This is a genomic window from Stenotrophomonas sp. YJH_SMC_48-3, assembly GCF_059369375.1.
Genome location: NZ_JCAFSQ010000003.1, coordinates 222,163 through 247,454, shown reverse-complemented (window position 1 = coordinate 247,454; position 25,292 = coordinate 222,163). Strand labels below are relative to the sequence as shown.

Sequence of the window (25,292 nt, the reverse complement as noted above, 5' to 3'; positions counted from 1 at the left end):
AAGGCCCGGGAATTCCCGGGCCTTTGTTTTTCCGGGGTGTCTTTCATCCACACATGGCGTGGATCTACTGATCCCGGCGCTCCCCGGTAGCTGCCGACCTTGGTCGGCGAATGCACCGCGACGCGTGCATCCCGCGCCCATGCCTGGCTTGCTATAGTGCGCGCGCCCTCAATCCATCACGGATTCGTTCCACATGCCCAACTTCCGTCCGCTTGCCATCGCCCTGGGCATCAGCCTGGCGACCCTGGTCCCGACTCACGATGCGTTCGCCGCCAAGAAGAAGGCCGCACGCGCTCCGGCCGTCAGCGCCCAGTGCAGCGACTTCTACGACGCCACCAATGCAGGCTGGCTGAAGGCCAACCCGGTGCCGCAGACCGGCGCCGTCACCGCGCTGGGACAGCTGGTTGACCGCAGCCGCCAGCAGCAGCGTGAACTGCTCGACGCCGCGATGAAGTCGCCGCAGGGCAATGTGCAGAAGCTGCTGGGCGACTTCTGGGCCAGTGGCCTGGACGAAGCCGCCGTGGAAGCAGACGGCTCCAATCCGATTGCGCCGCTGCTGACCCGCATCAACGCCATCAAGAAGGCCAAGGATGTGCCGGCCTCGATCGCCGCGCTGCACCAGGTCGGCATCCCGGTGGCCTTCAACTTCGGCCCGGACGTCGACCTGAAGGCGCTGGATCGTCACATCGGCTACTTCATGCAGGGCGGCATGGGCCTGCCGGATCCGGCGTTCTATACCCGCACCGACGCCGACACCGTGGCGCTGATGGGCCGCTACCGCAACTACGTCAAGCAGATCCTGGCGCTGACCGGTACCCCGGCCGCCAAGCTGGATGCCGAGTCGCAGGCGGTGATCGCGCTGGAAACCGAACTGGCACGCAATGCGCAGTCGCTGGCCGGCATCAACAACCCGTTCAACAACTACGCGCCCATCTCCACCAAGGAGCTCAACAGCCGCTACCGCAACCTGCAGCTGGATGCCTTCCTGAAGGCACAGGGCGTGGACGATGACCTGGTCTCGCTGGCCGACCCGGGCCTGTTCAAGCAGCTCGATGGCATGGTCACCAAGCTCAAGCCGGAGCAGTGGAAGGCGTACCTGCGCTGGCGCGTGGGCGACTCGATGGCGCCGTACCTGTCCAAGGCCTACCGCGACGCCGAGTTCGAATTCCGTGGCCGTGTGCTGCGTGGCCAGACCCTGCCGCCGCAGCGCTGGGAATCCGTGCTGGATGCAATCAATGTGGCCGCCGGCCCGATGGTCGGTCGCGAGTACGCCGCCCGCTACCTGTCGGCCGAAGATCGTCGCCAGGCCGCATGGATCGTCGACAAGGTGCGCGAAGTACAGATCGAGGCGGTAAAGAACAGCAGCTGGATGAGTGCCGAAGCCAAGACCGAAGCGCAGGCCAAGCTGGCTGCGCTGAAGATCGAGATCGGCACTCCACTGCGCGACCTGGACTACAGCGTGCAGCCGATGGGCCGCGGCTCGTTCGGTGGCAATATGCTGATCGCGTCGACCTGGCGCCATCGCGAGGAAATGAAGCGCATCGGCAAGGGCAACGCCGACCGTCGCTGGGACGTGCTGCCGCAGCAGCCGTCGCTGGCCTATGACCTGGCGCAGAACCGCCTGATCGTCACCGCCGCGATCCTGCAGGGCCCGGTGTTCAACGCCAAGGCCGACGCCGCCGACAAGTTCGGCAGCTTCGGTGGTCTGGTCGGCCATGAACTGACCCGTGCGATCGATGCCAAGGGCGCGCTGGTCGATGCCAAGGGTGAGCTGCGCAGCTGGTGGACTCCGGCCGACAAGACCGCCTGGACCCTGCTCGGCAATCGCGTGGCAGCGCAGTACAGCGCCTACGACTTCCCGGGCGTGAAGGGTGCCAAGGTCAACGGCACGCTCACCCAGGAAGAGAACCTGGCCGACATCGCCGGCCTGGAACTGGCCTGGGCCGCATACACCGCGCAGGAGCCGAAGGCCAAGCCGGCACAGCAGCAGGGCTTCTTCCGCGCCTGGTCGACGTTGTGGGCGCAGCAGCTGTCGCCGAACGAGGCCGCGCGCCGCCTGACCGCCGACATCCGCGCGCCGGGCCTGTGGCGCAGCAACGGCACGCTGGCGAACCTGCCGGCGTTCGGTGCTACCTTCAGTTGCAAGGCCGGGCAGCCGATGCAGCGCAGCGAAGCCGACCAGATCAAGGTCTGGCGCTGAGGTCTGATGGTTTGTTATTGATGAAAGGGCGCCTCCGGCGCCCTTTCTTTTGCGGAAACGGAGGGAAAAAGGCCCTGACGGATCAGGGCCAAACCAACCCTTGCGGCGAGAGAGAACCGCTGTTCGCGCAGGTCAGAAGTCGTATGAGGCGCTCAGGCGCACTGTCCGCGGTGGTGTGAAGTAGCTGCCCATACCGTAGATGTTGGAGACCGTGTCGGGTCCGGTCTGGTACTTGGCAGTGGACTGCAGCTGGCGCCGCTGGTTGAGCACGTTGAAGATGTTCAGTCCCAGGCCAAGCCGGTTGTCAGCAAACCCGGGGCGATACATCACGCCCATGTCCAGCTGCGCCGTCCACGGCTGCCGGCCCGCGTCGCCGGGACGCGAAGGCTTGCCATTGCAGTAGTGGTAGGCCGAGCCGTAGCCATTGAGTGGATCGGTCTGATCACTGCCGTAGTAGCCCAGACAGCTTTTCGGCATGCCCGACATCACCCGAACCGTGGCAGAGGCTGTCCATTCGTCATCGATCTGGTAGGCACCGAACGCCTTGAACTGGTGCCGGCGATCATTGGCGAGGTAGCCGCCGGCGTACTCCATCAACGCCGCCGCATCCCAGTCTTGGGTCTTGGACACATCGCTCTGGCCGATATCCGATCTCACCTGCCCTTCGGTGTTGCCGAAGCTACGCGACCAGGTGTAGTCCAGGCGGCCGGACCAGCCGTCGGACATCGGACGTTCGATGAACAGATCCAGTGCCACGTACTGGCGCTTCGCCTTCTTGCCGTCGTAGCCCCAGTCTGTCGAACTCATGCTGACCGGCGTGTAGCCGGAGCCATCACGGTGCCGTAGCTGGAAAGTGTTGGTGGCACCCGGATTGAAGATCACGCAACCGGGCAGATCGAAAGTGTCGGCATCCAGACCCATGCCTGCAAGTCTGTCGACGAAGCGGTCTGAATCGCAGGTATCGTCAATGGCCGACTGCAGCTTGCGGTAGGTGACCTTGGCACCGCTGTTCCAACGGCTGCCCAGGGTTTTCTCGAAGCCCAGGATCAGCTCGTCCTGGTACTGCGACTTCAGGTCGGTCGGCGCGACGGCCAGCGGATCGGGCGCCTGCCCGTACTCGCCGTTGGCCGACACCGGACCCGGCCCCAGTGGTGTGAGGCCGGTCGGGTTGCCGTTGGCGTCGATGCCGGTATAGGCGAAGTATTCGCGCGTGTAGGTCGATGCGGAGGCGCCGCGGATAGCCACGCTGTTGGGCAGCGCCAGGTAGTAGCGGCCCAGGTTGGCAAACAGCTTCAACGAAGCATCGCCGAATACATCCCAGCTGGCGCCCAGGCGTGGCGCCCACTGGTCGCCGCTCTCCACGTAGGCGCGGCCGTCGCTGTTGAAGTTGGTGAAGCGGTCGTTGCGAAGGCCAAGCGTCAGCAGCCAATCGGGTGTCAGCTGCCAGCGGTCTTCCAGGTAGTAGGCCCGCTGCTTCACCGACATGCTGGTGGTAGTGGAGAAAATGTACTTCTGCACGAAATAGCCCTCGCCCCCCGGCGGGGCGATGCCGAAGCCCGGGCTGGGCGATGCGCCCGGATTGCCACGCGAATAGATCCAGGCATGACCGGGGCCTGTCATGGACTGCCCTTCGTTGTTGGCCCGGTAGGTCATGTTGTCGACGCCGGCAGTCAACTCGTGGTTGCCGATGCGGTATTGCAGGTCCATGCGCAGCCCGTGGGTCGTGCTGCCCGCATCAGGTGCCTTGCTGTAGAGATCGGGCTGATCGTTGCGGATCGGCGTGCCACCGTTCAACGAGGGATCCTGGTTGCCGGCACCACTGATATAGGGGTTGCCCGAGTCCAGCGGATTGAATTCAAGGTTGCTGGTACGCGCGCGCCCCCACACGGCACTGAAAGTCAATGCATCGTTGAGGTAACCGGTGTACTTGAAGATATCGACGTCGGTACTGGACTTGACCAGGTTGGGGAACGTACCGGTGCGATCCCCCTCGGACAGTGTCTTGTAGTCGAACTCCCGGTAGTAGCCAGCGGTACGATCTGTGTCCTGGAAGCGGGTGTACTCCAGCGTATTGCCGTCGTTGATGTTCCAATCGATCTTGCCGTAGAACTTCGGCGTGTCAACGCGGTAGTGGTTGCGCACCTGCTGCGCGGCGGCTTCGTTGGCGGTTGCAACGCCTTCGCGACGGTTCGATTCGGCAGCAAGGTGGATGAACAGCCTGTCTTCGATCAACGGGCCACTGGCATAGCCGCTGTAGGTCGTCGTGGTTGCCTTGTCACCGCGCCGGTAGCGGTACAACGTGCCCGGCTTGGACGGATTCTCGAAGGCATATCCTTCAGGAAGGGTCATGTCCGGGTAGTTCACCGATGCCGGAGACTCGGCCAGCCCGGCCGGCGACCAGGTGACCTGCGCACCGAACCGCCACGCGTTGGTGCCACGCTTGCCTACCTGATTGATGACACCACCGGTGGAACGGCCATACGCCGCGCCGTAGCCGCCGGTGAAAGTTTCCTGCTGGTCGATGGAGCCGTACGGCAGGCTGATGCCGCCCAGATAGTTGAGCGGGTTGGTGACGTTGAAGCCGTTGAGGTAGTACGCATTCTCGGTGACGCTGGCGCCGCCAAACGACAGCACCGAGCGCGAGCCATTGCTGAAGGAGCCACTACCAGCGACCACGCCCGGCGCCAGCAGCGCGATGGATTCAGCGCTTCGCCCCAGCGGCAACACATCCAGCTGCTCGGAGGTGATGACCGACTTAGAGACGGTGTGGGTCACATCGATCTTCGGCATGTGGGCGACCGTGACATTGACCGCATCAAGCGTGGTCGCCGGGCCTTGTGCGGCGAAGCTCACTTCGGTACCGCTGCCCACGCGCAGCTGCACATCATCGCGCTGTTCGATGATGCGCCCGTCGCGCTGCAGGCTGATGCTGTAGCGCCCCACCGGCAACGCACCGAAGCTGTAGCGCCCCTGGGCGTCGATAACTGCCCTGCGCTTGAGGCCACTGTCGCTCTGCGCAACGACGGTCGCGCCTTCGGAGCCGCTAGCATTGCCGTACAGCGTGCCGGTCGTGCTCTGCGCGGCAACGCTGCCAACGATGGAAAACAATATTGCCGAAAGTGCGCTGCGCTTTAGCACGCGATGTATGGATGCAACTGCCATGAATTCCTCTCCGTTGATGGAACTACCGGGGAGTTATAGGCACGGGTCTGCCGCGCAAGGCAGTGCTGCAACCGGCGATGAATCGGGTGGAATACGCCACGATGCAAGCCTCGACGCGGCCCATGGTTCAATCCATGCACTTGAAAAGCCTGGATATTCAGTGGACCAAGCAACGACAGGTACGGATGCACGACGCACGCCACGACAGACAACATACGTCACGCCAGAGTGCTGACGCACAACATGCAGCGTCCAAAGCGACAGCATGTCGTTCCGATTCCGACACACCCACTGCAGACATGCTCGCCTGCGTCACCCGTCACGCAGGCTGCAGCGTGCCCCGGTAAGGCACGATGCACCTGACCAGCGGCGCGCCGATTTTCTACATCGAACACGAACTGCCCGTCCACGTCGTACTCGAAGCTGATGTCGCCAGGCAGCAGTGCGCGTGGCAGCGCGATGCCCAGCAGCGGCCAGCATCGTGGCATCAACTGCAGGCGCCCCCACCCGCCACCAGCGCAAGGCCGACCGAGACCGCGCCGAAACGCTCGACCAGCGGCGCGTCACCACGACCACGGCCCTTGGTCTGCAGGGTCGGGCCGCTCGGCCTGCAGCGCCGGCGCCAGAGTACGCCAGGCCACCAACAGCTCCAGCTCCGGCAGGTCCGTCAGCAGGTGGATCAGCCGCCCACCAAGCACCCCAATCCATCCAGGATCAGGGGCTGCACGCTTCGTCCTTCGTGCTGCCGTTGACGGGAACTGCTTTCCCCTGCGCTGCAGCACGATGCCGCATTAACACCAGGCGTGCTATCGCTGCGCCTTCGTCCGCTGCGGAGCCCGACCATGGCACACAAGAACACGATCTGTATCTGGTACGACAACGGCGCGCTCGAGGCCGCCACCTTCTATGCCAACACCTTTCCCGACAGCGCGGTGACCGCTGTCCACCACGCCCCGGGCGACTACCCGGACGGCAAGGAGGGCAACATACTGACCGTTGAATTCACGGTCTGCGGTATTCCCTGCGTCGGCCTCAACGGCGGCACCGCGTTCAAGCACAGCGAAGCATTTTCTTTCCAGATCCAGACCGAGGACCAAGCCGAGACCGACCGCCTGTGGAACGCGATCGTCGGCAACGGTGGACAGGAGAGCCAGTGCGGTTGGTGCAAGGACCGATGGGGCGTTTCCTGGCAGATCAGCCCACGCATGCTGATCGAAGCGGTGACCAGCCAGGACAAGGCACTGGCCAAGCGCGCCTTCAACGCGATGATGCCGATGAAGAAGATCGACATCGCCACCATCGAAGCGGCAATCAAAAAAGGGGACGGAGGGGATTAAGTCGTTATTCCCCATTGTCTGTGACCCAATGCGAATTGCGACTTAATTCCCTCCGTCCCCTTTTCCCGAGGTGCTGATGTCCTGGGATGCGATCATCATCGGTGGTGGCCACAACGGCCTGGTCTGCGCGGCCTATCTGGCGAAGACCGGGAAGAAAGTGCTGGTCCTTGAACGGCGCGGTGTGCTCGGCGGCGCTGCGGTCACCGAGGAGTTCCATCCCGGCTTCCGCAACTCTGTGGCGTCGTACACGGTATCGCTGTTGCAACCGAAGGTGATCGACGACCTGCAACTGCATGCGCATGGGCTGCGCATTGTCGCGCGCCCGGTCAACAACTTCCTGCCATTGCCCGACGACCGCTACCTGTTGTCGGCACCTGGCCGCGCCCAGGCCGAAGTCGCGAAATTCTCCGAACGCGATGCGCAGGCGCTGCCAGCGTATGAAGCACGCCTGGGGATCTTCGCCGACGTACTGCGCGCATGGGCCCTGCGCGCGCCGCCGGACCTGGGTGTAGCAGGCGGTTGGCGTGCGCTGCCCGCGCTCTGGCAGATGGGCCGCCTCGGCCGCGAACTGGCAACGCTGGATGCTTCGCTACGCCAGGAACTGCTGGACCTGTTCACGCTGTCGGCGGCCGAGTACCTGGACCGCTGGTTCGAGAGCGAGCCGATCAAGGCCCTGTTCGGCTTTGATGGCATTGTCGGCAACTATGCAAGCCCGTATACACCGGGCAGCGCCTACGTACTGCTGCACCATGTGTTCGGCCAGTGCAATGGCGTGAAAGGTGCGTGGGGCCATGCGATCGGCGGGATGGGCGCAATCAGCCAGGCCATCGCCGCCGCTGCACGCGCGGCTGGCGCGGAACTGCACGTGGACGCCGGCGTGCGACGCGTACTGGTTGAACACGGCAGTGCCGTGGGAGTGGAACTGGCCAACGGTGAAATCCTGCGTGCACGCGCGGTGATCGCCAACGTCAACCCGAAGCTGTTGTACGAGCAGATGCTGGCCCCGGCACAGGTACCAGACGCGACCCGCGAACGCATGGCGAACTGGCGCTGCGGTTCCGGCACGTTCCGGATGAACGTGGCGCTGTCGCGGCTGCCGGACTTCCGCGCCCTGCCCGGGCCCGGCGATCACCTCAGCGCCGGCATCATCATGGCGCCCAGCCTGGAGTACATGGACCGCGCCTGGCTGGATGCGCGACGCGACGGCTGGTCGCGCGAACCGATTGTGGAGATGCTGATTCCCAGCACGCTGGACGCTTCGCTGGCGCCGCCCGGCCGGCATGTGGCCAGTCTGTTCTGCCAGCACGTGGCACCGGTGCTGTCCGATGGACGTCACTGGGATGATCACCGTGACACGGTGGCCGATCTGATGATCGCGACCGTCGACCGGTATGCACCGGGCTTCGCCGACAGCGTGCTTGGCCGACAGGTGCTGTCACCGCTGGACCTGGAACGCACCTTTGGCCTGGTCGGCGGTGACATCTTCCACGGCGCACTGAGCGCCAACCAGCTGTTCTCGGCACGGCCGATGGTCGGCCAGGCCGGCTATCGCGGCGCCCTGCCCGGGCTGTACCTGTGCGGTTCGGGCACACACCCCGGCGGTGGCGTCACCGGTGCGCCGGGGCACAACGCGGCACAGGTAGTGCTGCAGGATCTCTAGAGGCGTGCCGACCAACGGTCGGCACCTACCGCGTCAGATGATCCTGGCCAAGGTGTGCCAACCGAGGTTGGCACCTACCCGCGTGAAGCGAGGCGCATCGCGCCTCACTTCACGCTGCGCAGATGGTTCGGGCGCTTCGGCGGGCCGGGCGGGCGACGCTTGTTGAACGGCGGCTGCCCGCGCCAGTAGCGGATCAGCAACCACCCGAACAGCATGCCGCCCAGGTGCGCGAAGTGGGCCACGCCTGGCTGCCAGCCGGTCATGCCCAGCACCAGTTCGCCCACACCGAACAGGATCACGAAGGTGCGTGCCTTCATCGGGATCGGCGGGAACAGCAGCATCACCCGCTGGTTCGGGAACAGCATGCCGTAGGCCAGCAGCAGGCCGAACACGCCGCCGGAGGCGCCCAGCACCGTGGCCGGATTCTCCAGCAGCGTTCCCACCAGCAGCTGGCAGACACCGGCACCGGCCACGCAGACCAGGTAGTACAGCAGGAATCGCTTCTCGCCCCAGGTCTGCTCCAGTGGTGCGCCGAACATGAAGACCGCCAGCATGTTGAAGAACAGGTGGCCGAAGCTGCCATGCAGGAAGCCATAGGTCAGCAGCTGCCACGGCTGGAAGTTGCCGCCCGGCGAGAACGCATCGAAGCCCTGCTGCAGCGGTTGCAGCATGAACGGCTCGAAGGTCTGCATGCCGAGCAGGAACGGCTGCTGCAGCAGGAACAGGATCGCGTTGGCGATCAGCAGGGCCTTGGTGACGGTAGGCAGTCGCGGGAACATGGGAGCACCGGCATGGAACGGCCTCCATCATAGCCGCAGCACCGTGTGATGTTGGCGCGCCCCCGGGATGCCCTGTTCAGTCGCCAGCGATGCTCAGCCGGGCCCCCACACAGCAGCATCCAGCGCCGCCGCCGGATCGGCCGCCGGCATCCGCACCCGGCCGTTTTCCACCTGCACGCCCTCGGCACGCAAGCGCTGCGACTGCTCGCGCCAGCCGGCCGAGCCTTCTGCCATGGCGATGCGGCCATCCGAACGCAGCACGCGGTGCCAGGGCAGGCCCGGGTCGTCGTTCTGGCCCAGAATGCGCGCGGTCAGGCGTGCACGCCCGGGCAGGCCCGCGCGCATCGCCACCTGGCCGTAGCCCATCACCTGCCCTGCCGGGATCGCGCGGATCACCGCCAGGATGCGCGCACGCGCCTGCTCCGGGGTCAGCGTCGCAGGCGGGTCACCAGCAGAACGCCGATCAGCACCAGTACGGTGCCGGCGATCTGCGCCGGCCCCATCGGTTCGTCGAGCAGCCATAGGCTCATCACGATGGTGGAAACAGGGCCCAGCATACCGACCTGCGCGGCAAGCGACGAACCCACGCGCTGCACCGCCAACATGATCGCCAGCACCGGCAGCACCGTACAGACAGTGGCATTGACCAGCGACAGCCACTGTACCGGCGCCGGTGCCTGCCACAGCAGTGGCAGCGGATGGGTCACCGCGAAATGCAGCAGCACCAGCACGCTGGCCACGCAGCTGGCATAGGCGGTCAGCCGCACTGCACCGATGCGCGCGACCACCTGCCCGCTGCCGAACAGGTACAGCGCGTAGCTGAGCGCACTGCCCAGCACCAGCAGGCTGCCGACGATGATCTGGCCGCCCTCGCGCTGCAGGTCGTGCCCGAAGGCCAGCAGCACGCCGAGGTAACTCAGCACCAGCGCGCCGATCTGCCAGCGTCCCGGCCGCTGGCGCGCCAGCAGCACGTTGATCAGCAGCACCAGGGTCGGGTTCAAGTACAGGATCAGCCGCTCCAGGGTCACACTGATGTACTGCAGGCCCTGGAAGTCGAGCAGGCTGGACAGGTAATAGCCGGTGAAGCCCAGCCACAGCACGCGGGCGCGATCAGCCCAGGACAGCGGCTCGGCCCGGCGCGCGGCCCACAGGGCCATCAGTACGAACAGCGGCAGCGCCATCAGCATGCGCAACGCGAGCAGCGTGGTGGCATCGACGCCATGGCGCAGGCCGAGCTTGACGATGATCGCCTTGCCCGACGCGGCAATGGCGCCGATCGCGGCGAGGCCGATGCCGCCCAGCGCAATGCGCGGGGAAGCAGTGGCGATGCGGGAAGCGGGAGTGGACATCAGGAGGACGGCGGGCCGCGCAGGGCGGCCCGGTAAGACGTGGGGACGCCCATTGTCGCATGGGGGCGCCCGCTGCCCTGTAGAGCCGAGCCCGCGCTCGGCTTCGCCAGGCCGGGGCGAAAGGCAGCCGAGCAGGGCTCGGCGCCACAACGGCCCGGCTCAGCGCATCAGCACCACTTCTTCGGCCGAGGTCGGGTGGATCGCCACAGTGTCGTCGAACTGGGCCTTGGTCGCGCCCATCTTCACCGCCACAGCAAAGCCCTGCAGGATCTCGTCGGCCGCTTCGCCCAGCAGGTGGATGCCCACCACGCGTTCTTCCGGGCCGGCACAGACCATCTTGAACAGGCTGCGCTGGGGGCCGTTGGCCAGCGCCTGCAGCATCGGGCGAAAGCGGCTGTGGTAGACGCTCACCTGGTCGAAACGCCGGCGCGCTTCCTCCTCGCTCATGCCCACCGCGCCCAGCGGCGGATGCGAGAACACCACGCTGGCCACGTTCTCGTAATCCATCTTCGACTGCGGGCGGCCCCCGAACAGCCGGTCCATCAGCCGCCGCGACGCGGCCACCGCCACCGGGGTCAGGCCGACCTTGCCGGCGATGTCGCCGACCGCATGCACGCTCGGCACACGGGTGGTCTGCCACTCGTCCACCTGCACCTGCTCGTGCTCGCCGATGTCGATGCCGAGCGCTTCCAGACCCAGGCCACGGCTGTTGCCGCGGCGGCCGGCAGCGAAGAACACCGCATCGAACACGCTGTCGAGCGGGCCATCATGGCCGAATGCACGTACGCGCTCACCATCGCGCTGCAGTTCGCGCAGGCGATAGCCGAAATGGATGCGCACGCCCTGCTGCTTCAGGTTCTCGGCCAGCTGATCGGTCAGCTCGTAGTCGAAGCGATCCAGCAGCCGCTGACCGCGCACCAGCAGGCTCACCCTGCTGCCCAGTGCCTGCAGCAGGCCAGCCAGCTCCACCGCGATGTAACCGCCACCGATGATCGCCACCTCGGCCGGTGCCGCGCGCAGATCGAAGAAATCATCGGAAACCAGGCCCAGTTCCGCGCCGGGAATGTCCGGGCGCAGCGGGTGCGCGCCGGTGGCGATCAGGATGTGTTCGGCGCTGTAGCTCACGCCATCGCTGCAGGCCACGGTGTGCGCATCGAGCAGATGGCCGCGCGCCGGAATGCGCACCACGCCGGTTTCGTCCAGGCGCTTGTGGTAGCTGGTATGGATATTGCTGATGTAGGCCTGGCGATGTATCACCAGTTCCTTCCACGACAGCGCCGGGCGCGCTTGGACATCGAAGCCCATCGCACTGGCCAGGCCGATGCGCTCATGCAGGTCAGCTGCCAGCCACATGGCCTTCTTCGGCACGCAACCGACGTTGACGCAGGTCCCACCCAGTTCGCCCGGCTCCAGCAGCGCCACGCGCTTGCCGTGCTGCGCGGCGCGGATCGCACCGGCCAGGCCGGCGGAGCCGCCGCCGAGGACGATCAGGTCGTAGTCATAGGGTGCAGTGCTCATCGGAATCGCTCGGGTCGGTAGGGGGCAGGGTCGATCACCGGCGTACGGACGCAGACGAGATCGGCGATCAGCTGGCCGTTGCCGGCGCTCATGCTGATGCCGAGCATGCCATGCCCAGCTGCAAGCCAGACGTGAGGATGCGCGCCCTGCATCGATCAGCCCTGCCCGGCTCCACGCCGCATCGGTGGCCACTGGCGGTAGGTCATTGCACGCCATAGCCATTCCACCGGACCAAAGCGGAAGCGCGCCAGCCACGCGCGCGAAACAGCCACCTGCGCTGCGAATACCAGCAGCGCGAACAGCAACTGCACGCTGCGCGGCATCCGCTCGAACCCGCCCAGGCCATAGTGGTAGAACAGCCAGGTACACAGCAACGACTGGGCCAGGTAGTGGGTCAATGCCATGCGCCCCACCGGCGCCAGCCATCCCAGCCGCGCGCGCCAACGCACGATCCACGCCAGGTAACCCAGGCACATCGGCAGCCCGCCGATCGTCACCAGTGCCATCGCTGCGGTCACCGGCAGGTCGTAGGCGCCCGGTGCCAGATACGGCTTCCAGGCAACGCCGAGCAGCGTGACCGCCAGGCCCAGCGGCAGCGCCACCCAACGCAACAGCACGTACAGCCGTGGGAAGCGCTCGGGTGATACCAGTGCACCGCTGCTGGCGAACCAGCTGCCGATCAGGAACATGCCCAGCACTTCCGGACCGGTAATCAGCAGCGCGCCCATCGACGATCCGAACTCGTGCAGGCGCTGCGCGGTGGCCTGCATCCAGCTGCCGTGCCCGTACACCAGGCGCTGCTGCGCGATGGCCTGCTGTGCTTCGGCAAGCATCTTCTGCATGTCTTCGGCCGAAGCCATCGACACCATCGCACCCACCAGCAACATCATCGCTACACCGCCGAGGTAGACGATCACGCCCATCCACGGCAGCCAGCTGCGCGGCGCCTCGCGGCAGGCCAGCAACGGCAACGAGACCAGTGCATACATCACCAGGATGTCGCCGGACCAGACCAGCAGTGCATGGCACAGGCCGATCAGCAGCAGGCCGGCGCTGCGGCGCAGGTAGAACGGGGTGAAGTCGCGCCCGGCCACCTCGGCGCGTTGCGCCATCACCGCAAAGCCGGCACCGAACAGCAGCGAGAACAGGGTGAAGAACTTGCCCTGCACGAACACATAGACGAAGGCGTCGGCCCAGTGATCGATGCCCCGCCAGTGCACGTCAATGCCGGTGAAGGCCAGGTCCAGCGGACCGCTGAAGGCCTCGATGTTCATCAGCAGGATGCCCAGCAGCGCGGCACCACGCAGCACGTCCAGCACGGCGATGCGTTCGCCGGAAGCCACCGGCTGCAGGGAAGGAGAGACAGCGTTCACGGGGCGTCCGTCAGGCAGGTCCGCCATTATGCCGCCGGCCCGCGCGCCATGGATGGCCGCGCCATGTTCCAGAAACGCAACGGCCCGCCGAAGCGGGCCGTCGCATCCATCACGATCGCGCTGCGATCAGTGCTGGTGACCACCGTCGCCGTGGACGTGGCCGTGGTCGAGCTCTTCCTTGCCGGCTTCGCGCACATCGACGATTTCCACGTCGAAGTGCAGGTCCTTGCCGGCCATCGGGTGGTTCAGGTCGACGTCCACGACGCTCATGCCGACCTTCTGCACGGTCACCGCACGCGGGCCGAAGTTGGTCTGCAGCACCACCTGCTGGCCCGGGGCCAGCTTGGTGTTGCCGAAGTGCTTCTTCGGCACGCGCTGGGACAGGCCCTCGCGGCGCTCGCCGTAGGCATCGGCCGCCTTGACGTCGACGCTGAAGGTCGCGCCGGCTTCCTTGTCCATCATGGCGTTTTCCAGGCCCGGGATGATGTTGCCATGGCCGATCAGGATCGCCAGCGGCTCGCCGCGGTCCTTGGACGATTCAATCGGCTCCTGGCCGACTTCGGAAACGGTGTAGTGGAAGCGGACAACGCGGTCTTTTTCGATCTTCATGCGCAACTCTGTCTGGATCTGCCGGAGGCAGGCGGGTTGGGGCGGGTTGTCGCCCGACGGGGACGCCGCCATCATGACGGCCATTCCAAGGTGGCGCATTATCCGGAGATCATGCACATCACGCCAGTTTCGTCCGGCCCGCGCCGGTTTCTCGCCCCGGCCCTGCTGCTGGCCCTGCCCGTGTTGATGACCGCCTGTGGCGGCGGCAAGGCCACCCGCCCGGCGCCGCCCCCGCCGACGGCGAACTGGCCCAAGACCGTGCCGGACAACCCCGAGGCCGCCAACTCGGTGCTGATGCGGGCCATCAGCCTGGTCGGCACGCCCTACCGCTATGGCGGCAACACCCCGGACTCGGGCTTCGACTGCAGCGGGCTGGTCGCCTATGTCTATCGCGAGATGCTGGACCTGCGGTTGCCGCGCACCTCGCGCGACCTGGCGGCGGTACAGGGCCCCAGGATCGATCCGCAACGCCTGGCCACCGGCGACCTGGTGTTCTTCGGCAGCCGCGGCAGCGTCACCCACGTGGGCATCTATGTAGGTGAAGGGCGTTTTGTGCACGCGCCGAGTACCGGCGGTACGGTTCGCCTGGACTCGCTCAGTGGCCCCTACTGGAAAGACCACTACACGGGCGCGAAACGTGTCCTTCGCTAAGCTGAACAGGCGATATGTCTAAAACTGTGACATACGTCACTATATAAATAACGATTTTATAACGGAATTTTTAACTTATCCGCGCTTTTACAGGGCATGATGCCCCATCGTTTTTTTCCTGTGACCGACGCGTGACGACTGACGACCTGAAAAGCGAAGGCCAGACTTCCGTATCTTCACGTAGTGCCCGCCCGCTGTTGCTTGGCCTGGCACTGTGCCTGACCAGCCTTCCGGCCTGGTCGCAGACTGCTCCAAACCGTTCCGATGTGACCCCGGCCCCGGTGGCCGAGAGCACCGCCCGACCGGCCGCCAAGGCCGAGGCTGCCGCTCCGCAGCGCAGCCGCGTCGATGCCGCCGCCAGTGCCACGCTGGCCGCCCTGCTGCCGCACCTGGCCGCCAACGACACCATTCCGCTGATGGATCGCTCGGCCGTGGTGGCCGGTGACCTCAGCCGCCTGCTCGCCAACTACGACACCAGCAGCGCCGCCAATGGCAGCGTCGTCGGCACCGCCGCCGACAACGGCAAGGTGCAGTCGCTGCTGCGCCGCGCGATGACCCTGCTGGGCACCCCGTACCGTTGGGGTGGCAGCAACCCGGACAGCGGTTTCGACTGCAGCGGCCTGGTCGGCTATGTGTTCCGTTCGGCGCTGGGCATCGAGTTGCCGCGCGTCTCGCGCGAGATGGCGCACGATGACAACGCCGAACTGATCAACGACCGCACCGCGCTGGCGGCGGGCGACCTGGTCTTCTTCGGCCGCAAGGGCCGCGTCGACCACGTCGGCATCTATGTCGGCGACGGCCGCTTCCTGCACGCCCCCAGCTCGGGCAAGGATGTGCGCGTGGACACCCTGCTCAGTGGCTACTGGGGCAACAAGTTCATGCAGGCCCGCCGGGTGGATCTCTGACCCGCTGGCGCTACAGCGCCGCCTGATGCGAGAAGCCGCTGCCCTGCAGCGGCTTTTTTGTTGGGCCCGTAATGGTGGGTGGCTGCCGACCTTGGTCGCCACCGGCTCCATCCATGCATGGTGTGGATCAAGCGGAGGCCGCCTTGGCCGACACCGCCTCGGCCATCCCCAAACAAAAGGCCCGCCGGTCAGGGCGGGCCTTTCAATTCAGCACACCACCTCAGGCGCGTGGTGGTGTCGGGTCGGGATCATCCACGCCCACGTTGCTGGAAGGGTTGTCGTACACCGCCTGGTCAAGCAGCCCGGTCTCCTTGGCCACGATCACCGGTACCAGCATCTGGCCCGTCACGTTCGTCATCGTGCGCATCATGTCCAGGATGCGATCAATGGCATACAGGTAGCCGATGGTCTCCAGCGGCAGGTTGGCCGCACTCAGCACCACCGTGGCCATGATCACCGCAGTACCCGGCACGCCGGCGGTACCGAAGCTGCCCAGCACCGAGGCGATCAGCACCACCACGTACTGCTCCGGAGTCAGCGGCACACCGCTGTACTGCGCGATGAACACCGCGCACAGCGCCGGGTAGATCGCGCCGCAGCCGTCCATCTTGATGCTGGCGCCCAGCGGCACCGCAAACGAACCGTAATCCTTGTTCACGCCCAGGTTGTGGGTGATCGAACGCAGTGCCACCGGCATCGCCGCGAAGCTGGACGAGCTGACGAACGCAACCTGCATGCCCGGCGCCGCACCACGGAAGAACTTCAGCGGGTTCAGTCCATGCGCCAGCAGCAGTGCGCTGTAGACCACCACGATGTGCAGGGCGCAGGCCACGTACAGCGCCAGCACGAAATGCCCCAGCGGCAGCAGCTTCTCGAACCCGTAGCTGCCGACCAGACCGGCGATCAGGCCAAAGGTGCCGATCGGGGTGACTTCCAGCACGAAGCGGGTCACCTGGATCATGATGTCGCTCATCTGGCCGACCAGCTTGCGCGCCTCGGTCACCTTCTCGCCGAGCTTGACGATGGCGAAGCCGACCAGGCCAGCGAAGAAGATGACTGGCAGGATCGAGCCACGGCCGGCGGCCAGCACGGTTTCGCCGGCCGCGTTGACCTTGGTGCCGATACCGGACAGCGCGTAGAAGACATTGGCCGGCACCACGTCCAGCAGCACCTGCACCACGCTGGGGACCTCGCGCGGCACGTAGTTGCTGGCCATGGTCAGCTGCAGGCCACCGGCGCCGGGCTGCAGCACGGTACCCACGCCCAGGCCGACGCATACCGCCAACGCGGCGGTGATCACGAACCACAGGAAGGTGCGGCCACTGAGCGCGGCGACCGACTTCTGCCCGTGCAGCGATGAGATAGCGTTGATGACCGCGAAGAACACCAGCGGCACGGCGATCATCTTGATCAGGGTGACATACAGCTCACCCAGCGGGCCAAACCACGTTTCTGCGGCCGGGCCAAGCGCCCAGCCGGCCAGCGCACCGAGCACGAAGCCACCGACCACGCGCTGCCAGAATGGAATCCGCAGCCAGGCAGAGACCAGCTTCATAGGCAATCCAGAGGGAAGGAAGGGATGCTGGCACGATAGTCCAAAGCGGCCTGCGGAACGACCGCCGGGCCGGCAAATCAGTGTGTCATCGGCGTGCCTTGCTGGGGCGGGCATAATGAATGTCCCGTTACAGTTTGTGAGATCCCAGCGTCCATGCGCCGTTCCGTCTCCCTGTTGGCCGCCTGCGCCACCACCCTGCTGCTGGGCGCCTGCGCCAGCACCACCCCCGCCTCTGCCCCGGCCGGCCTGAAGGTCGCCGTCGATCCCGTCGCCCACCCGGCCGGCGAAACCCCGCAGTGGTGGTACCGCAGCGGCGCTGCCCAGGCCGCCGCCAACGGCGCGATGTCCGGCAAGGCCAAGAACGTCATCCTGTTCCTCGGCGACGGCATGAGCCTGACCACCGTGGCCGCCTCGCGCATCTACGAGGGCCAGCGCAAGGGGGGCTCCGGTGAAGAGAACCTGCTGTCCTGGGAGCGCTTCCCGGCCACGGCGTTCAGCAAGACCTACAACACCGATTCGCAGACCCCGGATTCGGCCGGCACCATGACCGCCATCACCACCGGTGTGAAGACCCACATGGGTGCGATCGGCGTCAGCGCCGGCAGCCGCACCGACTGTGCCGACAGCCTGTCCAAGGGCCTGCTGACCTGGCTTCAGCTGGCCGACAGCGCCGGCCTGGCCACCGGCGTGGTGTCCACCGCGCGCCTGACCCATGCCACCCCGGCCGCGACCTACGCGCACTCGCCCGAGCGCAACTGGGAAAACGATACCGACCTGACTGAAGCGGCGAAGGCGGCCGGCTGCAAGGACATCGCCCAGCAGCTGCTGTCGACTTCGCGCTACGGGCGCGGCCCGCTGGTCGCCCTCGGCGGCGGGCGCGGGGAATTCACCACCGTGGAAGAGCGCGACCCGGAGTACGACGACAAGGTCGGCCAGCGACTGGATGGGCGCAGCCTGGTGCAGGAATGGCAGCAGGCCCATCCGCACGGCGCCTACGTGTGGAACAGCAAGCAGCTGGCCGCCGCCGCCAACGCACCGGCGATCCTCGGCCTGTTTGAACCGGACCACATGCGCTACGAGTACGAGCGCCCGCAGGATCCGGGCGGTGAGCCGAGCCTGGCCGAACTGACCGCAGCGGCGATCAAGAATCTGTCGAGGCACCCGGAAGGCTACGTGCTGATGATCGAAGGCGCACGCATCGACCACGCCAACCACAGCGGCAACGCCTACCGTGCACTGACCGAAACCGTGGCGCTGTCCGATGCGGTGCGCGTGGCCAGCGAGCTGACCTCGGCCGACGACACCCTGATCATCGTTACCGCCGACCACTCGCACACGCTGAACTTCGTCGGCTACCCGGCGCGCGGCAACCCGATCCTGGGCAAGGTGAAGGACAAGGGCGGCGAAGATGGCGCCGGCAAGCTGGACTACGCACTGGACGGCACCGGCCAGCCGTACACCACGCTGAGCTACGCCAATGGCCCGGGCCACACCGGCAGCAGCAACCAGCAGCCGGCCGGCCCGAAGCGCTATCCGCACAACCCGAGCAGCTTCGAACCGGCCAACGGCCGCCCGAACCTGCGCGAGGTCGACACCGAGCATCCGGACTACATGCAGGAAGCGCTGGTGCCGATGAAGTCCGAATCGCACGGTGGCGAGGACGTCGGCATCTGGGCACGCGGCCCGGGCAGCAAGGCGATCCGCGGCACGCTGGAACAGAACGCGATCTATCACATGATCGTGCAGGCCACCCCGGCCCTGCGCGAGCGCCTGTGCCAGGCCGGCACCTGCGATGACAAGGGCGTGCCGGTGCAGCTGCCGGCACCGACCGCGTTCGAGCGCAAGGCCGAGGCCAAGTGATCGCACGGCAGGCCCGCCCTGACGCTGCCAGCGGCTGCTTCGCGCGGTCGCTGGCCCTGCTTGGCATGCTGGTCAGCGCCACTGCAGCGGCACAGGCACCGGCATGCAAGCTGCTGACCGACGAACACGGGTTGTGGCCGCTGCCCAACTGCGAGGTGATCGATCACCGGCCGAAGATCAGTACCGAGACGTTGAAGGGCCTGAACTACGACGACCACGGTCTGGCGGTGGTGTACGCCGAGCAGGGTTTCCACTACGTCGACCGCAAGGGCCGCAGCCTGCCGGTGCTGACCTGGGACAACGGCCCGGAGACGCCGCAGGAAGGCCTGTTGCGCGGCCGCGTCGGCAACCGCGTCGGCTACTTCGACCTGACGTTCCGCCAGGTGGTGCCCGGCACCTACGATTTCGGGTGGCCGTTCCAGGATGGCGTGGCCGAGGTCTGCAATGGCTGCCGCCGCGGTACGCCGGATGCCGATGGCCACACTTCGATGGAAGGCGGAGAGTGGTTCCGCATCGACCGCGCGGGCCGTCGGGTGAAGTAGGGTTTTCGGCAGGGCTGCGCCCTGCACCTGCAGACGCAACGGCAACGGCCGGAAGCAACAGCAACAGCGTGCATTCCGTGGGATGGCGGGGCACTGTGGGTGTGCGGGGACGGCGCGAGTACGTCCATGTAGCCTTGGTCGCCGCATCCATGCGGCTCACACCCCGCAAACCCACAGTGCCCAGCCTTCGACAGTTTTCCGGCGGCTGTTGGTAGGTGTCGACCTTGGTCGACACATCTGTCAGATATCGAATGAGTCATCCACGCATGGCGTGGATCTACTGTGTCCACCAAGGTCGACACCTACCAAAGCGGTGCAAGACGCCGTTCCGACAGATCGCGGCAATCTGTCGAAGGCGGGGTGGGTCCGGTTGCGGGGGCGTGAGCCGCATGGGCCCGAGGCATGCCTCGGGCGGGTTGGGCAGGACGCCCAACCCCGGTCTTGCCGTGTGCGCAGGACTGCGCACACGTGCAAGCGGCGACCGAGCTTACATGGGTGAGGGCGCTTTGCTTGCGAAGCACTGCTTCGCAAGCGCCCGAACGCACAGCCGCCAGCGGCTGGGCCGGGCCCCGGAGGGGGACTTGCAGCGGCCCCCGCAACCGGACCTACCCCGCCTCCCCTCAGGAGGCCAGCTTCTGCTGTTGCTGTTGCTTTTGCTCTGGATCGTAGCGGGTGCAGGGCGCAGCCCTGCCGAGCAACCCTATACTTGCCGCCGTGACCGCCTTCCCTGCCCTCGTTCCGCTGGATGTGCCGCTGCTGGTGGGCTACAGCGGCGGTGTCGACTCGACCGTGCTGCTGCACTGGCTGTGGCGCTGCGCTCAGCTTTCCGGCACGGCACTGCGTGCGGTGCACGTGCACCATGGCCTGCAACCGGCCGCCGATGACTGGGTGCTGCATTGCCAGCAGCAATGCGCAGCACTGGGCATCGAACTGGCCGTGCATCGCGTGCAGATCGACAACCGCGCAGGCCTCGGCCTTGAGGGCGCAGCGCGGCATGCCCGGCGTGCGGCGTTCGCGGCCGAGCTGCGCGACGGCGAAACGCTGGCACTTGCGCAGCACCAGGACGACCAGGCCGAGACCTTCCTGCTGCGCGCGCTGCGCGGTTCAGGCGTCGACGGCCTTGCAGCGATGTCTGCACACAGCCATCTTGGCGAACATCCCCTGTGGCGACCACTGCTGTCGACGTCGCGCGACGCGCTGCTCCACTACGCCCGGCAGCACGCGCTTCAATGGATCGAAGACCCCAGCAACGCGGAAGACCACGCCGATCGCAACTTCCTGCGCCTGCAGGTGTTGCCGTTGCTGCGCCAGCGCTGGCCGCACGCGGCGTCGGCATTGGCCGGCAGCGCGACGCATTGCCGGCAGACCCGCGAACTGCTGGACGAGGAAGACGCCGAGCTGATCGCACATCTGGAAGTGGCACCGCGCGTGCTGTCATTGGAACTTCTGCGCCAAGTGTCGCCGGGCCGCGCCGCACGCGTGCTGCGCGTCTGGGTGCTGGGCCATGCTGCAGCACCGTTGCCGGCCACGGTGCTGAAACAGGCGCTGGACGAACTGCTGCCGGCCGGCAACGATCGCCAGGCACGTGTGCGCTGGCACGATCACGCGATCCAGCAATGGCGCGACCATGCCTACCTGCTGCCAGCCCGGCTACCTGCGCTCCCCCCCGCGTGGCAGGCCGAATGGGACGGACGCGCGCCATTGGCGCTGCCCGATGGCGGACAACTGCGCCTGCAGGGCGCCCCGGCCTTCGAACGCCCATTGCAGGTACGTGCGCGCGCGGGCGGTGAGCGCATCCTGCTACCCGGTCGCCAGCATTCGCACGCGCTGAAGGACTGCCTGCAACGTGAGCGTCTTGCCCCGTGGCGCCGCGCGCAGCTGCCGTTGATCTTCGATGGCCCGCAGTTGCTTGCCGCCGCCGACGTGGTCATCGCAGCTCCCCTGCAGGCCTGGTTGCAGGCCCACGACGCGCAGCTGCAGTGGCGTCCCGGCGGCTGGTGAATTGACCCCCGCGCGCAGCCCGTCCACACTTGCCGCATGGCCAAGAAGTCCCCCGAAAACGCCTCCCCGGTCGCCCAGTTCGAGCAGTCGCTTGAATCGCTGGAACAGCTGGTGGAGCAGATGGAAACCGGCGAGCTGAGCCTGGAAGCCTCGCTCAGTGCTTACGAACGTGGCGTCGGTCTGTATCGCCAGTGCCAGCAAGCGCTGGAACAGGCCGAACTGCGCGTGCGCCTGCTCAGCGATCCGGCGCAGCCGGAAGCATCCGAGCCGTTCGATCCGCCCAGCCATGACGGCTGAAGCCCTGTTCGCGCGCTGGCGCGACCGCATCGAGAGCCAGCTCGACGCCGCCCTGCCCTCGCCCGCCGAGGCCCCGCAACGCCTGCACCAGGCGATGCGCTACTCGGTGCTGGGTGGCGGCAAGCGCATGCGGCCGCTGCTGGTGTACGCCAGTGGCCACCTGTTCGGCGCGCAACTGGAGCACCTGGACGCGGCCGCGATGTCCGTCGAGCTCATCCACGCCTATTCGCTGGTGCATGACGACCTGCCGGCGATGGACGACGATGCCCTGCGCCGCGGCAAGCCGACCACCCACATCGCCTTCGACGAAGCTACCGCCATCCTCGCCGGTGACGCCCTGCAGACCCGTGCCTTTGGCCTGCTGGCCGATGCGCCGCTGACGGCCACGCTGCGCGTGGCCTGCCTGCAGACCCTGGCCCACGCGTCCGGTGCCTCCGGCATGTGCGGCGGCCAGGCGCTGGACATCGATGCCACCGGCCAGCAACAGACCCTGGCGGCACTGACCCGCATGCATGCACTGAAGACCGGCGCACTGATCCGCGCGGCGGTGCGCATGGGTGCGCTGTGCGGCCAGGCCCACGAACCGCAGCTGGCCCAGCTCGACAGTTTCGCCGATGCACTCGGCCTGGCCTTCCAGGTCCGCGATGACATCCTGGATGTGGAAGCCAGTTCTGAACAACTGGGCAAGACCGCCGGCAAGGACCAGGCACAGGAAAAGAGCACCTTCCCGGCGCTGCTGGGCATGGACGGCGCCAAAGCACAGCTGCGCGAACTGGCAGCGCGCATGCAGGCAACCCTGGCCGGCCATGGCGAGGAAGCCGATCCGCTGCGCGCGCTGGCAACGCTGGCGGTGGAGCGCAATCACTGATTGCTGGCGGCGACGCTGCCGCACTGCGCTCACCGCGCTTGGCCCGGCACGAGCGCCAAACAACAACGCCCGGCAATGCCGGGCGTTGCATGTATCCGCGTGCGGACGAACTTACTTGATCAGGCGCAGCGCGAACGGGTAGCGATACGCCTCGCCGTTGTTGGCCTTGACGGCGGCAATGATGCAGAACACCAGGCTGACCAGACCAACGATCGGCATCAGGATCGCGCCGATGACGACGATGGTCAGGATCATGCAGATGACCATGGCGATGGCCACGGTGATCTGGAAGTTCAGCGCTTCCTTGGCCTGGTCGGTCACAAAGGCCTTGCCCGCATCATCCTTGTTGATCAGCCAGATGATCAGCGCGCCGATGAAGCCGGTGAAGATGCCCAGCAGGTGCGCAGCCAGCGCCATCGTGCGCTGGTCGGCCGGGGCCTCGGTGGTCGCCGGCGGCGGCGGGACGTTATCGAATTCGCTCACGACAAAACTCCTTTTCATTGGGTGGTCTTGACCCACCAGCACCAAGCTGGCTGCGTCAGGCGGGCATAGCTTACGCCATCGACGCCATCAATCATTACCGGCAATGGTCATCCGCCCCACCAGGATCGAGCCGGTGCGGATGTGCGAGCGCGGGTCAACATCACTGCCCACCGCTTCGATGCTGCTGAACATCTCGCGCAGGTTGCCGGCGATGGTGATGCCATCCACCGGATACTGGATCTCGCCATTCTCGACCCGGAAGCCACCGGCGCCCCGCGAATAGTCGCCGGTCACCCCGTTGACGCCCTGCCCCATCAGCTCGGTCACCAGCAGGCCATTGCCCATCTGCCGGGCGATGTCCTGCAGCGCGCCAGCATTGGCGGCCAACTGCAGGTTGTGCACGCCACCGGCATTGGCGGTGGTCTGCAGGCCCAGCTTGCGTGCCGAGTAGCTGCCCAGCACGTAGCGCTGCAGGACGCCGTCACGGACCAGCGCCGAAGCTCGGGTGGCCACGCCATCGCCATCGAAGGCGGCCGAACGCAGGCCACGGCGCAGGTGAGGCAGTTCCTCGATCTGCATCCAGCCGGGGAACAACTGCAGGCCGACGCTGTCCAGCAGGAAGCTGGCCTGGCGGTACAGGGCACCGCCGGACACCGCCGACAACAGGTGGCCGACCAGGCTGCGCGCCACTTCCGGGGCGAACAACACCGGCATGCTGCCGGTGGCCATCGAGCGAGGCTGCAGGCGGGCGACGGTGCGCTCGGCAGCACGACGACCGACCAGGCCCACCTCCTCCAGATCCTCGCGGGCCAGCGCACTGGTGTACCAGCCATCGCGCTGCATGCCATCGCCCTGGCCGGCAATCAGCGCACAGCCCACCGAATGATGGGTGCCGCGCTCACGGCCGATGAAACCATGCGAATTGGCATAGACCGACAGGCTCTGCATGCTTGACACCGAAGCGCCGTCGGAATTGCGGATCTGCGCATCGGCCTCGCGGCCTGCGTTCTCACAGGCCAGGGCCAGGTCCACCGCCTCGTCGGCCTGCAGCGCCCACGGGTGCCAGGCATCCAGATCCGGGAAGTCGGTGGCCATCAACGCGGCCTCGGCCAAGCCGGCAGCCGGGTCATCTTCGGTATGCCGGGCGATCGCACAGGCCTGTTCGACCGTGGCGGCAAGGCTGGCCTCGTTCAGGTCGCCAGTGCTGGCACTGCCCTTGCGTTGCCCGAAATAGACGGTGACGGCGATACCGCGGTCACGGGTGGACTGCACGGTCTCAACCTCGCCAAGGCGGACATTGACCTCCAGGCCACGATCCTCGCTGCAGCTGACCTCGGCCTGGCTGGCGCCCAGCGCGCGGGCACGGTCGAGCAGCTGCTGGGAGAGGTCGGCCAGCCGTTCCAGCCGGGCCGCGCTGTCGTCGCCGACGGCCACTTCAGGGGCGATCACGTTCAATGCTTTATCCTGTACGGGTTGGGCCCGGCATCACGCCGGGCGACTTTTTTGAAATCAGGTATGGACGATGCGCGGACGCGACGAAGAAACCGGTGAATTCCACGACAAGAGCCGCAGCCAGAACCGGCGCGACGCGCTCGACGTCCTGGCCCTGGGCGAGAAGCTGGTGTCGTTGACCCCGGCCCAGCTGGCGCGCCTGCCGATCCCGGAAGACCTGCTGCCGCATATCGCCGAGTGCAAGCGCATCACCGCCCACATCGCCCACAAGCGCCAGCTGGCGTTCCTGGCCAAGCACATGCGGCGCGAAGAAGAGGCCACGCTGGATGCGATCCGCGACGCGCTGGACGCCAACAGCGAGACCGGCCGCCGCGAAGTGGCAATGATGCATCGCGTTGAGGGCTGGCGCGACCGCCTGCTGGCCGAGGGTGACAAGGCACTGGCGGCCCTTCTCGACGATTATCCGCAGGCCGATCGCCAGCAGCTGCGCACGCTGGTGCGCAACGCGCAGGCCGAAAAGGCCAGGAACAAGCCGCCGCGCGCCTACCGTGAGATTTTCCAAGTGCTGCGCGGCCTGATGCTGCCGGCCGCGCTGGGCCTGAAGACGGCGGGCGACGAAGACGCCGGCCACGTCGAGACCGACGAAGCCGACGAGGACTGAGTCCGCGCCGGTCGGGGCGGTGGCGCTGGC

21 protein-coding genes and 1 pseudogene are annotated in these 25,292 nt (G+C 66.6%); 11 read left to right on the top strand and 11 right to left on the bottom strand.

The window, feature by feature from the left end; genetic code table 11:
- Positions 1-193 precede the first annotated feature (193 nt).
- A complete protein-coding gene (locus AC5P65_RS06185; protein ID WP_021203396.1) occupies positions 194-2,200 on the top strand; it encodes a M13 family metallopeptidase in 2,007 nt (668 codons plus the stop codon).
- A 132-nt stretch (positions 2,201-2,332) separates the two neighbouring features.
- On the opposite strand, the gene AC5P65_RS06180 is transcribed toward AC5P65_RS06185, so the two are convergent.
- On the bottom strand, positions 2,333-5,362 hold the full coding sequence (locus tag AC5P65_RS06180) for a TonB-dependent receptor (RefSeq protein ID WP_111098591.1): 3,030 nt from the start codon (positions 5,360-5,362) through the stop codon (positions 2,333-2,335).
- A gap of 842 nt (positions 5,363-6,204) precedes the next feature.
- On the opposite strand from AC5P65_RS06180, the gene AC5P65_RS06175 reads away from it, so the two are divergent.
- Together AC5P65_RS06175 and AC5P65_RS06170 are read left to right on the top strand one after the other, a co-directional pair.
- The gene (locus AC5P65_RS06175; protein WP_111098590.1) at positions 6,205-6,699 is read left to right on the top strand and encodes a VOC family protein; all 495 of its coding nucleotides are present in this window, start codon (positions 6,205-6,207) and stop codon (positions 6,697-6,699) included.
- Between the two features lie 76 nt (positions 6,700-6,775).
- Positions 6,776-8,359, top strand: a complete 1,584-nt coding sequence (locus AC5P65_RS06170) for a phytoene desaturase family protein (RefSeq protein WP_111098604.1) — start codon at positions 6,776-6,778, stop codon at positions 8,357-8,359.
- 104 nt (positions 8,360-8,463) lie between these two features.
- Here the strand turns inward: AC5P65_RS06170 and AC5P65_RS06165 are convergent, their stop codons facing one another.
- From AC5P65_RS06165 to AC5P65_RS06135, 7 genes and pseudogenes are all read right to left on the bottom strand, one after another.
- Positions 8,464-9,138 carry a rhomboid family intramembrane serine protease gene (locus AC5P65_RS06165; RefSeq protein ID WP_005410509.1) on the bottom strand — a complete coding sequence of 225 codons (675 nt, stop codon included), beginning with the start codon at positions 9,136-9,138 and terminating at the stop codon, positions 8,464-8,466.
- A gap of 93 nt (positions 9,139-9,231) precedes the next feature.
- A complete protein-coding gene (locus tag AC5P65_RS06160; RefSeq protein ID WP_425605136.1) occupies positions 9,232-9,660 on the bottom strand; it encodes an MGMT family protein in 429 nt (142 codons plus the stop codon).
- Entirely contained in the window at positions 9,567-10,487 is a 921-nt protein-coding gene (locus AC5P65_RS06155; protein WP_019660628.1) for a DMT family transporter, read from the bottom strand. Before AC5P65_RS06155 ends, AC5P65_RS06160 begins: the two co-directional genes overlap by 94 nt.
- Positions 10,488-10,646: 159 nt before the next feature.
- Complete coding sequence (gene gorA / locus AC5P65_RS06150; protein WP_495215523.1) at positions 10,647-12,005, bottom strand: glutathione-disulfide reductase; 1,359 nt, start codon at positions 12,003-12,005, stop codon at positions 10,647-10,649.
- Positions 12,002-12,145: pseudogene (locus AC5P65_RS06145) on the bottom strand (amino acid dehydrogenase); the annotation flags it as partial. The pseudogene AC5P65_RS06145 and the gene gorA, both read right to left, overlap by 4 nt.
- A gap of 15 nt (positions 12,146-12,160) precedes the next feature.
- Complete coding sequence (locus AC5P65_RS06140; RefSeq protein ID WP_111098589.1) at positions 12,161-13,405, bottom strand: DUF418 domain-containing protein; 1,245 nt, start codon at positions 13,403-13,405, stop codon at positions 12,161-12,163.
- Positions 13,406-13,504: 99 nt separating this feature from the next.
- On the bottom strand, positions 13,505-13,987 hold the full coding sequence (locus tag AC5P65_RS06135; RefSeq protein WP_111098588.1) for an FKBP-type peptidyl-prolyl cis-trans isomerase: 483 nt from the start codon (positions 13,985-13,987) through the stop codon (positions 13,505-13,507).
- Between the two features lie 111 nt (positions 13,988-14,098).
- Between AC5P65_RS06135 and AC5P65_RS06130 the strand changes: the two genes are divergently transcribed.
- Positions 14,099-14,638 (top strand): C40 family peptidase, encoded by a 540-nt coding sequence (locus AC5P65_RS06130; RefSeq protein WP_031270212.1) that lies wholly within the window; start codon positions 14,099-14,101, stop codon positions 14,636-14,638.
- 131 nt (positions 14,639-14,769) lie between these two features.
- On the top strand, positions 14,770-15,543 hold the full coding sequence (locus AC5P65_RS06125) for a C40 family peptidase (protein ID WP_005414115.1): 774 nt from the start codon (positions 14,770-14,772) through the stop codon (positions 15,541-15,543).
- A 220-nt stretch (positions 15,544-15,763) separates the two neighbouring features.
- Here the strand turns inward: AC5P65_RS06125 and AC5P65_RS06120 are convergent, their stop codons facing one another.
- Positions 15,764-17,098, bottom strand: a complete 1,335-nt coding sequence (locus AC5P65_RS06120) for a dicarboxylate/amino acid:cation symporter (RefSeq protein ID WP_019660634.1) — start codon at positions 17,096-17,098, stop codon at positions 15,764-15,766.
- 153 nt (positions 17,099-17,251) lie between these two features.
- On the opposite strand from AC5P65_RS06120, the gene AC5P65_RS06115 reads away from it, so the two are divergent.
- The 5 genes from AC5P65_RS06115 (at position 17,252) to AC5P65_RS06095 (ending at position 22,666) form a co-directional block, all read left to right on the top strand.
- Positions 17,252-18,958: an alkaline phosphatase gene (locus tag AC5P65_RS06115; RefSeq protein ID WP_019660635.1), complete on the top strand. Its 1,707-nt coding sequence runs from the start codon at positions 17,252-17,254 to the stop codon at positions 18,956-18,958.
- On the top strand, positions 18,955-19,500 hold the full coding sequence (locus AC5P65_RS06110; RefSeq protein WP_111098587.1) for a WG repeat-containing protein: 546 nt from the start codon (positions 18,955-18,957) through the stop codon (positions 19,498-19,500). The genes AC5P65_RS06115 and AC5P65_RS06110 overlap by 4 nt, the downstream gene beginning before the upstream one ends.
- Positions 19,501-20,214: 714 nt before the next feature.
- Positions 20,215-21,501: a tRNA lysidine(34) synthetase TilS gene (tilS, locus tag AC5P65_RS06105; protein WP_258391452.1), complete on the top strand. Its 1,287-nt coding sequence runs from the start codon at positions 20,215-20,217 to the stop codon at positions 21,499-21,501.
- Positions 21,502-21,537: 36 nt separating this feature from the next.
- Positions 21,538-21,798 (top strand): exodeoxyribonuclease VII small subunit, encoded by a 261-nt coding sequence (locus AC5P65_RS06100; RefSeq protein WP_005410522.1) that lies wholly within the window; start codon positions 21,538-21,540, stop codon positions 21,796-21,798.
- Positions 21,788-22,666, top strand: a complete 879-nt coding sequence (locus AC5P65_RS06095; protein WP_058982172.1) for a polyprenyl synthetase family protein — start codon at positions 21,788-21,790, stop codon at positions 22,664-22,666. The genes AC5P65_RS06100 and AC5P65_RS06095 overlap by 11 nt, the downstream gene beginning before the upstream one ends.
- Positions 22,667-22,777: 111 nt before the next feature.
- Here AC5P65_RS06095 and AC5P65_RS06090 read toward each other — a convergent pair whose 3' ends face one another.
- Positions 22,778-23,149 (bottom strand): DUF4870 domain-containing protein, encoded by a 372-nt coding sequence (locus tag AC5P65_RS06090; protein WP_019662100.1) that lies wholly within the window; start codon positions 23,147-23,149, stop codon positions 22,778-22,780.
- A gap of 87 nt (positions 23,150-23,236) precedes the next feature.
- The gene (gene pmbA, locus AC5P65_RS06085) at positions 23,237-24,604 is read right to left on the bottom strand and encodes a metalloprotease PmbA (RefSeq protein ID WP_019662101.1); all 1,368 of its coding nucleotides are present in this window, start codon (positions 24,602-24,604) and stop codon (positions 23,237-23,239) included.
- 67 nt (positions 24,605-24,671) lie between these two features.
- Between pmbA and yjgA the strand changes: the two genes are divergently transcribed.
- Positions 24,672-25,262: a ribosome biogenesis factor YjgA gene (yjgA, locus tag AC5P65_RS06080; RefSeq protein ID WP_021204304.1), complete on the top strand. Its 591-nt coding sequence runs from the start codon at positions 24,672-24,674 to the stop codon at positions 25,260-25,262.
- Positions 25,263-25,292: the final 30 nt, after the last annotated feature.

What these genes read in the sequence shown, in the direction of transcription:
- AC5P65_RS06115 (WP_019660635.1), top strand. Translation starts at nt 17,252, where the DNA reads ATGCGCCGTTCCGTCTCCCTGTTGGCCGCCTGCGCCACCACCCTGCTG.
- AC5P65_RS06165 (WP_005410509.1), bottom strand. Translation starts at nt 9,138, where the DNA reads ATGTTCCCGCGACTGCCTACCGTCACCAAGGCCCTGCTGATCGCCAAC.
- AC5P65_RS06095 (WP_058982172.1), top strand. Translation starts at nt 21,788, where the DNA reads ATGACGGCTGAAGCCCTGTTCGCGCGCTGGCGCGACCGCATCGAGAGC.
- AC5P65_RS06170 (WP_111098604.1), top strand. Translation starts at nt 6,776, where the DNA reads ATGTCCTGGGATGCGATCATCATCGGTGGTGGCCACAACGGCCTGGTC.
- AC5P65_RS06135 (WP_111098588.1), bottom strand. Translation starts at nt 13,987, where the DNA reads ATGAAGATCGAAAAAGACCGCGTTGTCCGCTTCCACTACACCGTTTCC.
- AC5P65_RS06155 (WP_019660628.1), bottom strand. Translation starts at nt 10,487, where the DNA reads ATGTCCACTCCCGCTTCCCGCATCGCCACTGCTTCCCCGCGCATTGCG.
- AC5P65_RS06130 (WP_031270212.1), top strand. Translation starts at nt 14,099, where the DNA reads ATGCACATCACGCCAGTTTCGTCCGGCCCGCGCCGGTTTCTCGCCCCG.
- AC5P65_RS06160 (WP_425605136.1), bottom strand. Translation starts at nt 9,660, where the DNA reads ATGGCTGCTCGACGAACCGATGGGGCCGGCGCAGATCGCCGGCACCGT.
- AC5P65_RS06140 (WP_111098589.1), bottom strand. Translation starts at nt 13,405, where the DNA reads ATGGCGGACCTGCCTGACGGACGCCCCGTGAACGCTGTCTCTCCTTCC.
- AC5P65_RS06180 (WP_111098591.1), bottom strand. Translation starts at nt 5,362, where the DNA reads ATGGCAGTTGCATCCATACATCGCGTGCTAAAGCGCAGCGCACTTTCG.
- yjgA (WP_021204304.1), top strand. Translation starts at nt 24,672, where the DNA reads ATGCGCGGACGCGACGAAGAAACCGGTGAATTCCACGACAAGAGCCGC.
- AC5P65_RS06100 (WP_005410522.1), top strand. Translation starts at nt 21,538, where the DNA reads ATGGCCAAGAAGTCCCCCGAAAACGCCTCCCCGGTCGCCCAGTTCGAG.
- AC5P65_RS06175 (WP_111098590.1), top strand. Translation starts at nt 6,205, where the DNA reads ATGGCACACAAGAACACGATCTGTATCTGGTACGACAACGGCGCGCTC.
- AC5P65_RS06185 (WP_021203396.1), top strand. Translation starts at nt 194, where the DNA reads ATGCCCAACTTCCGTCCGCTTGCCATCGCCCTGGGCATCAGCCTGGCG.
- gorA (WP_495215523.1), bottom strand. Translation starts at nt 12,005, where the DNA reads ATGAGCACTGCACCCTATGACTACGACCTGATCGTCCTCGGCGGCGGC.
- AC5P65_RS06120 (WP_019660634.1), bottom strand. Translation starts at nt 17,098, where the DNA reads ATGAAGCTGGTCTCTGCCTGGCTGCGGATTCCATTCTGGCAGCGCGTG.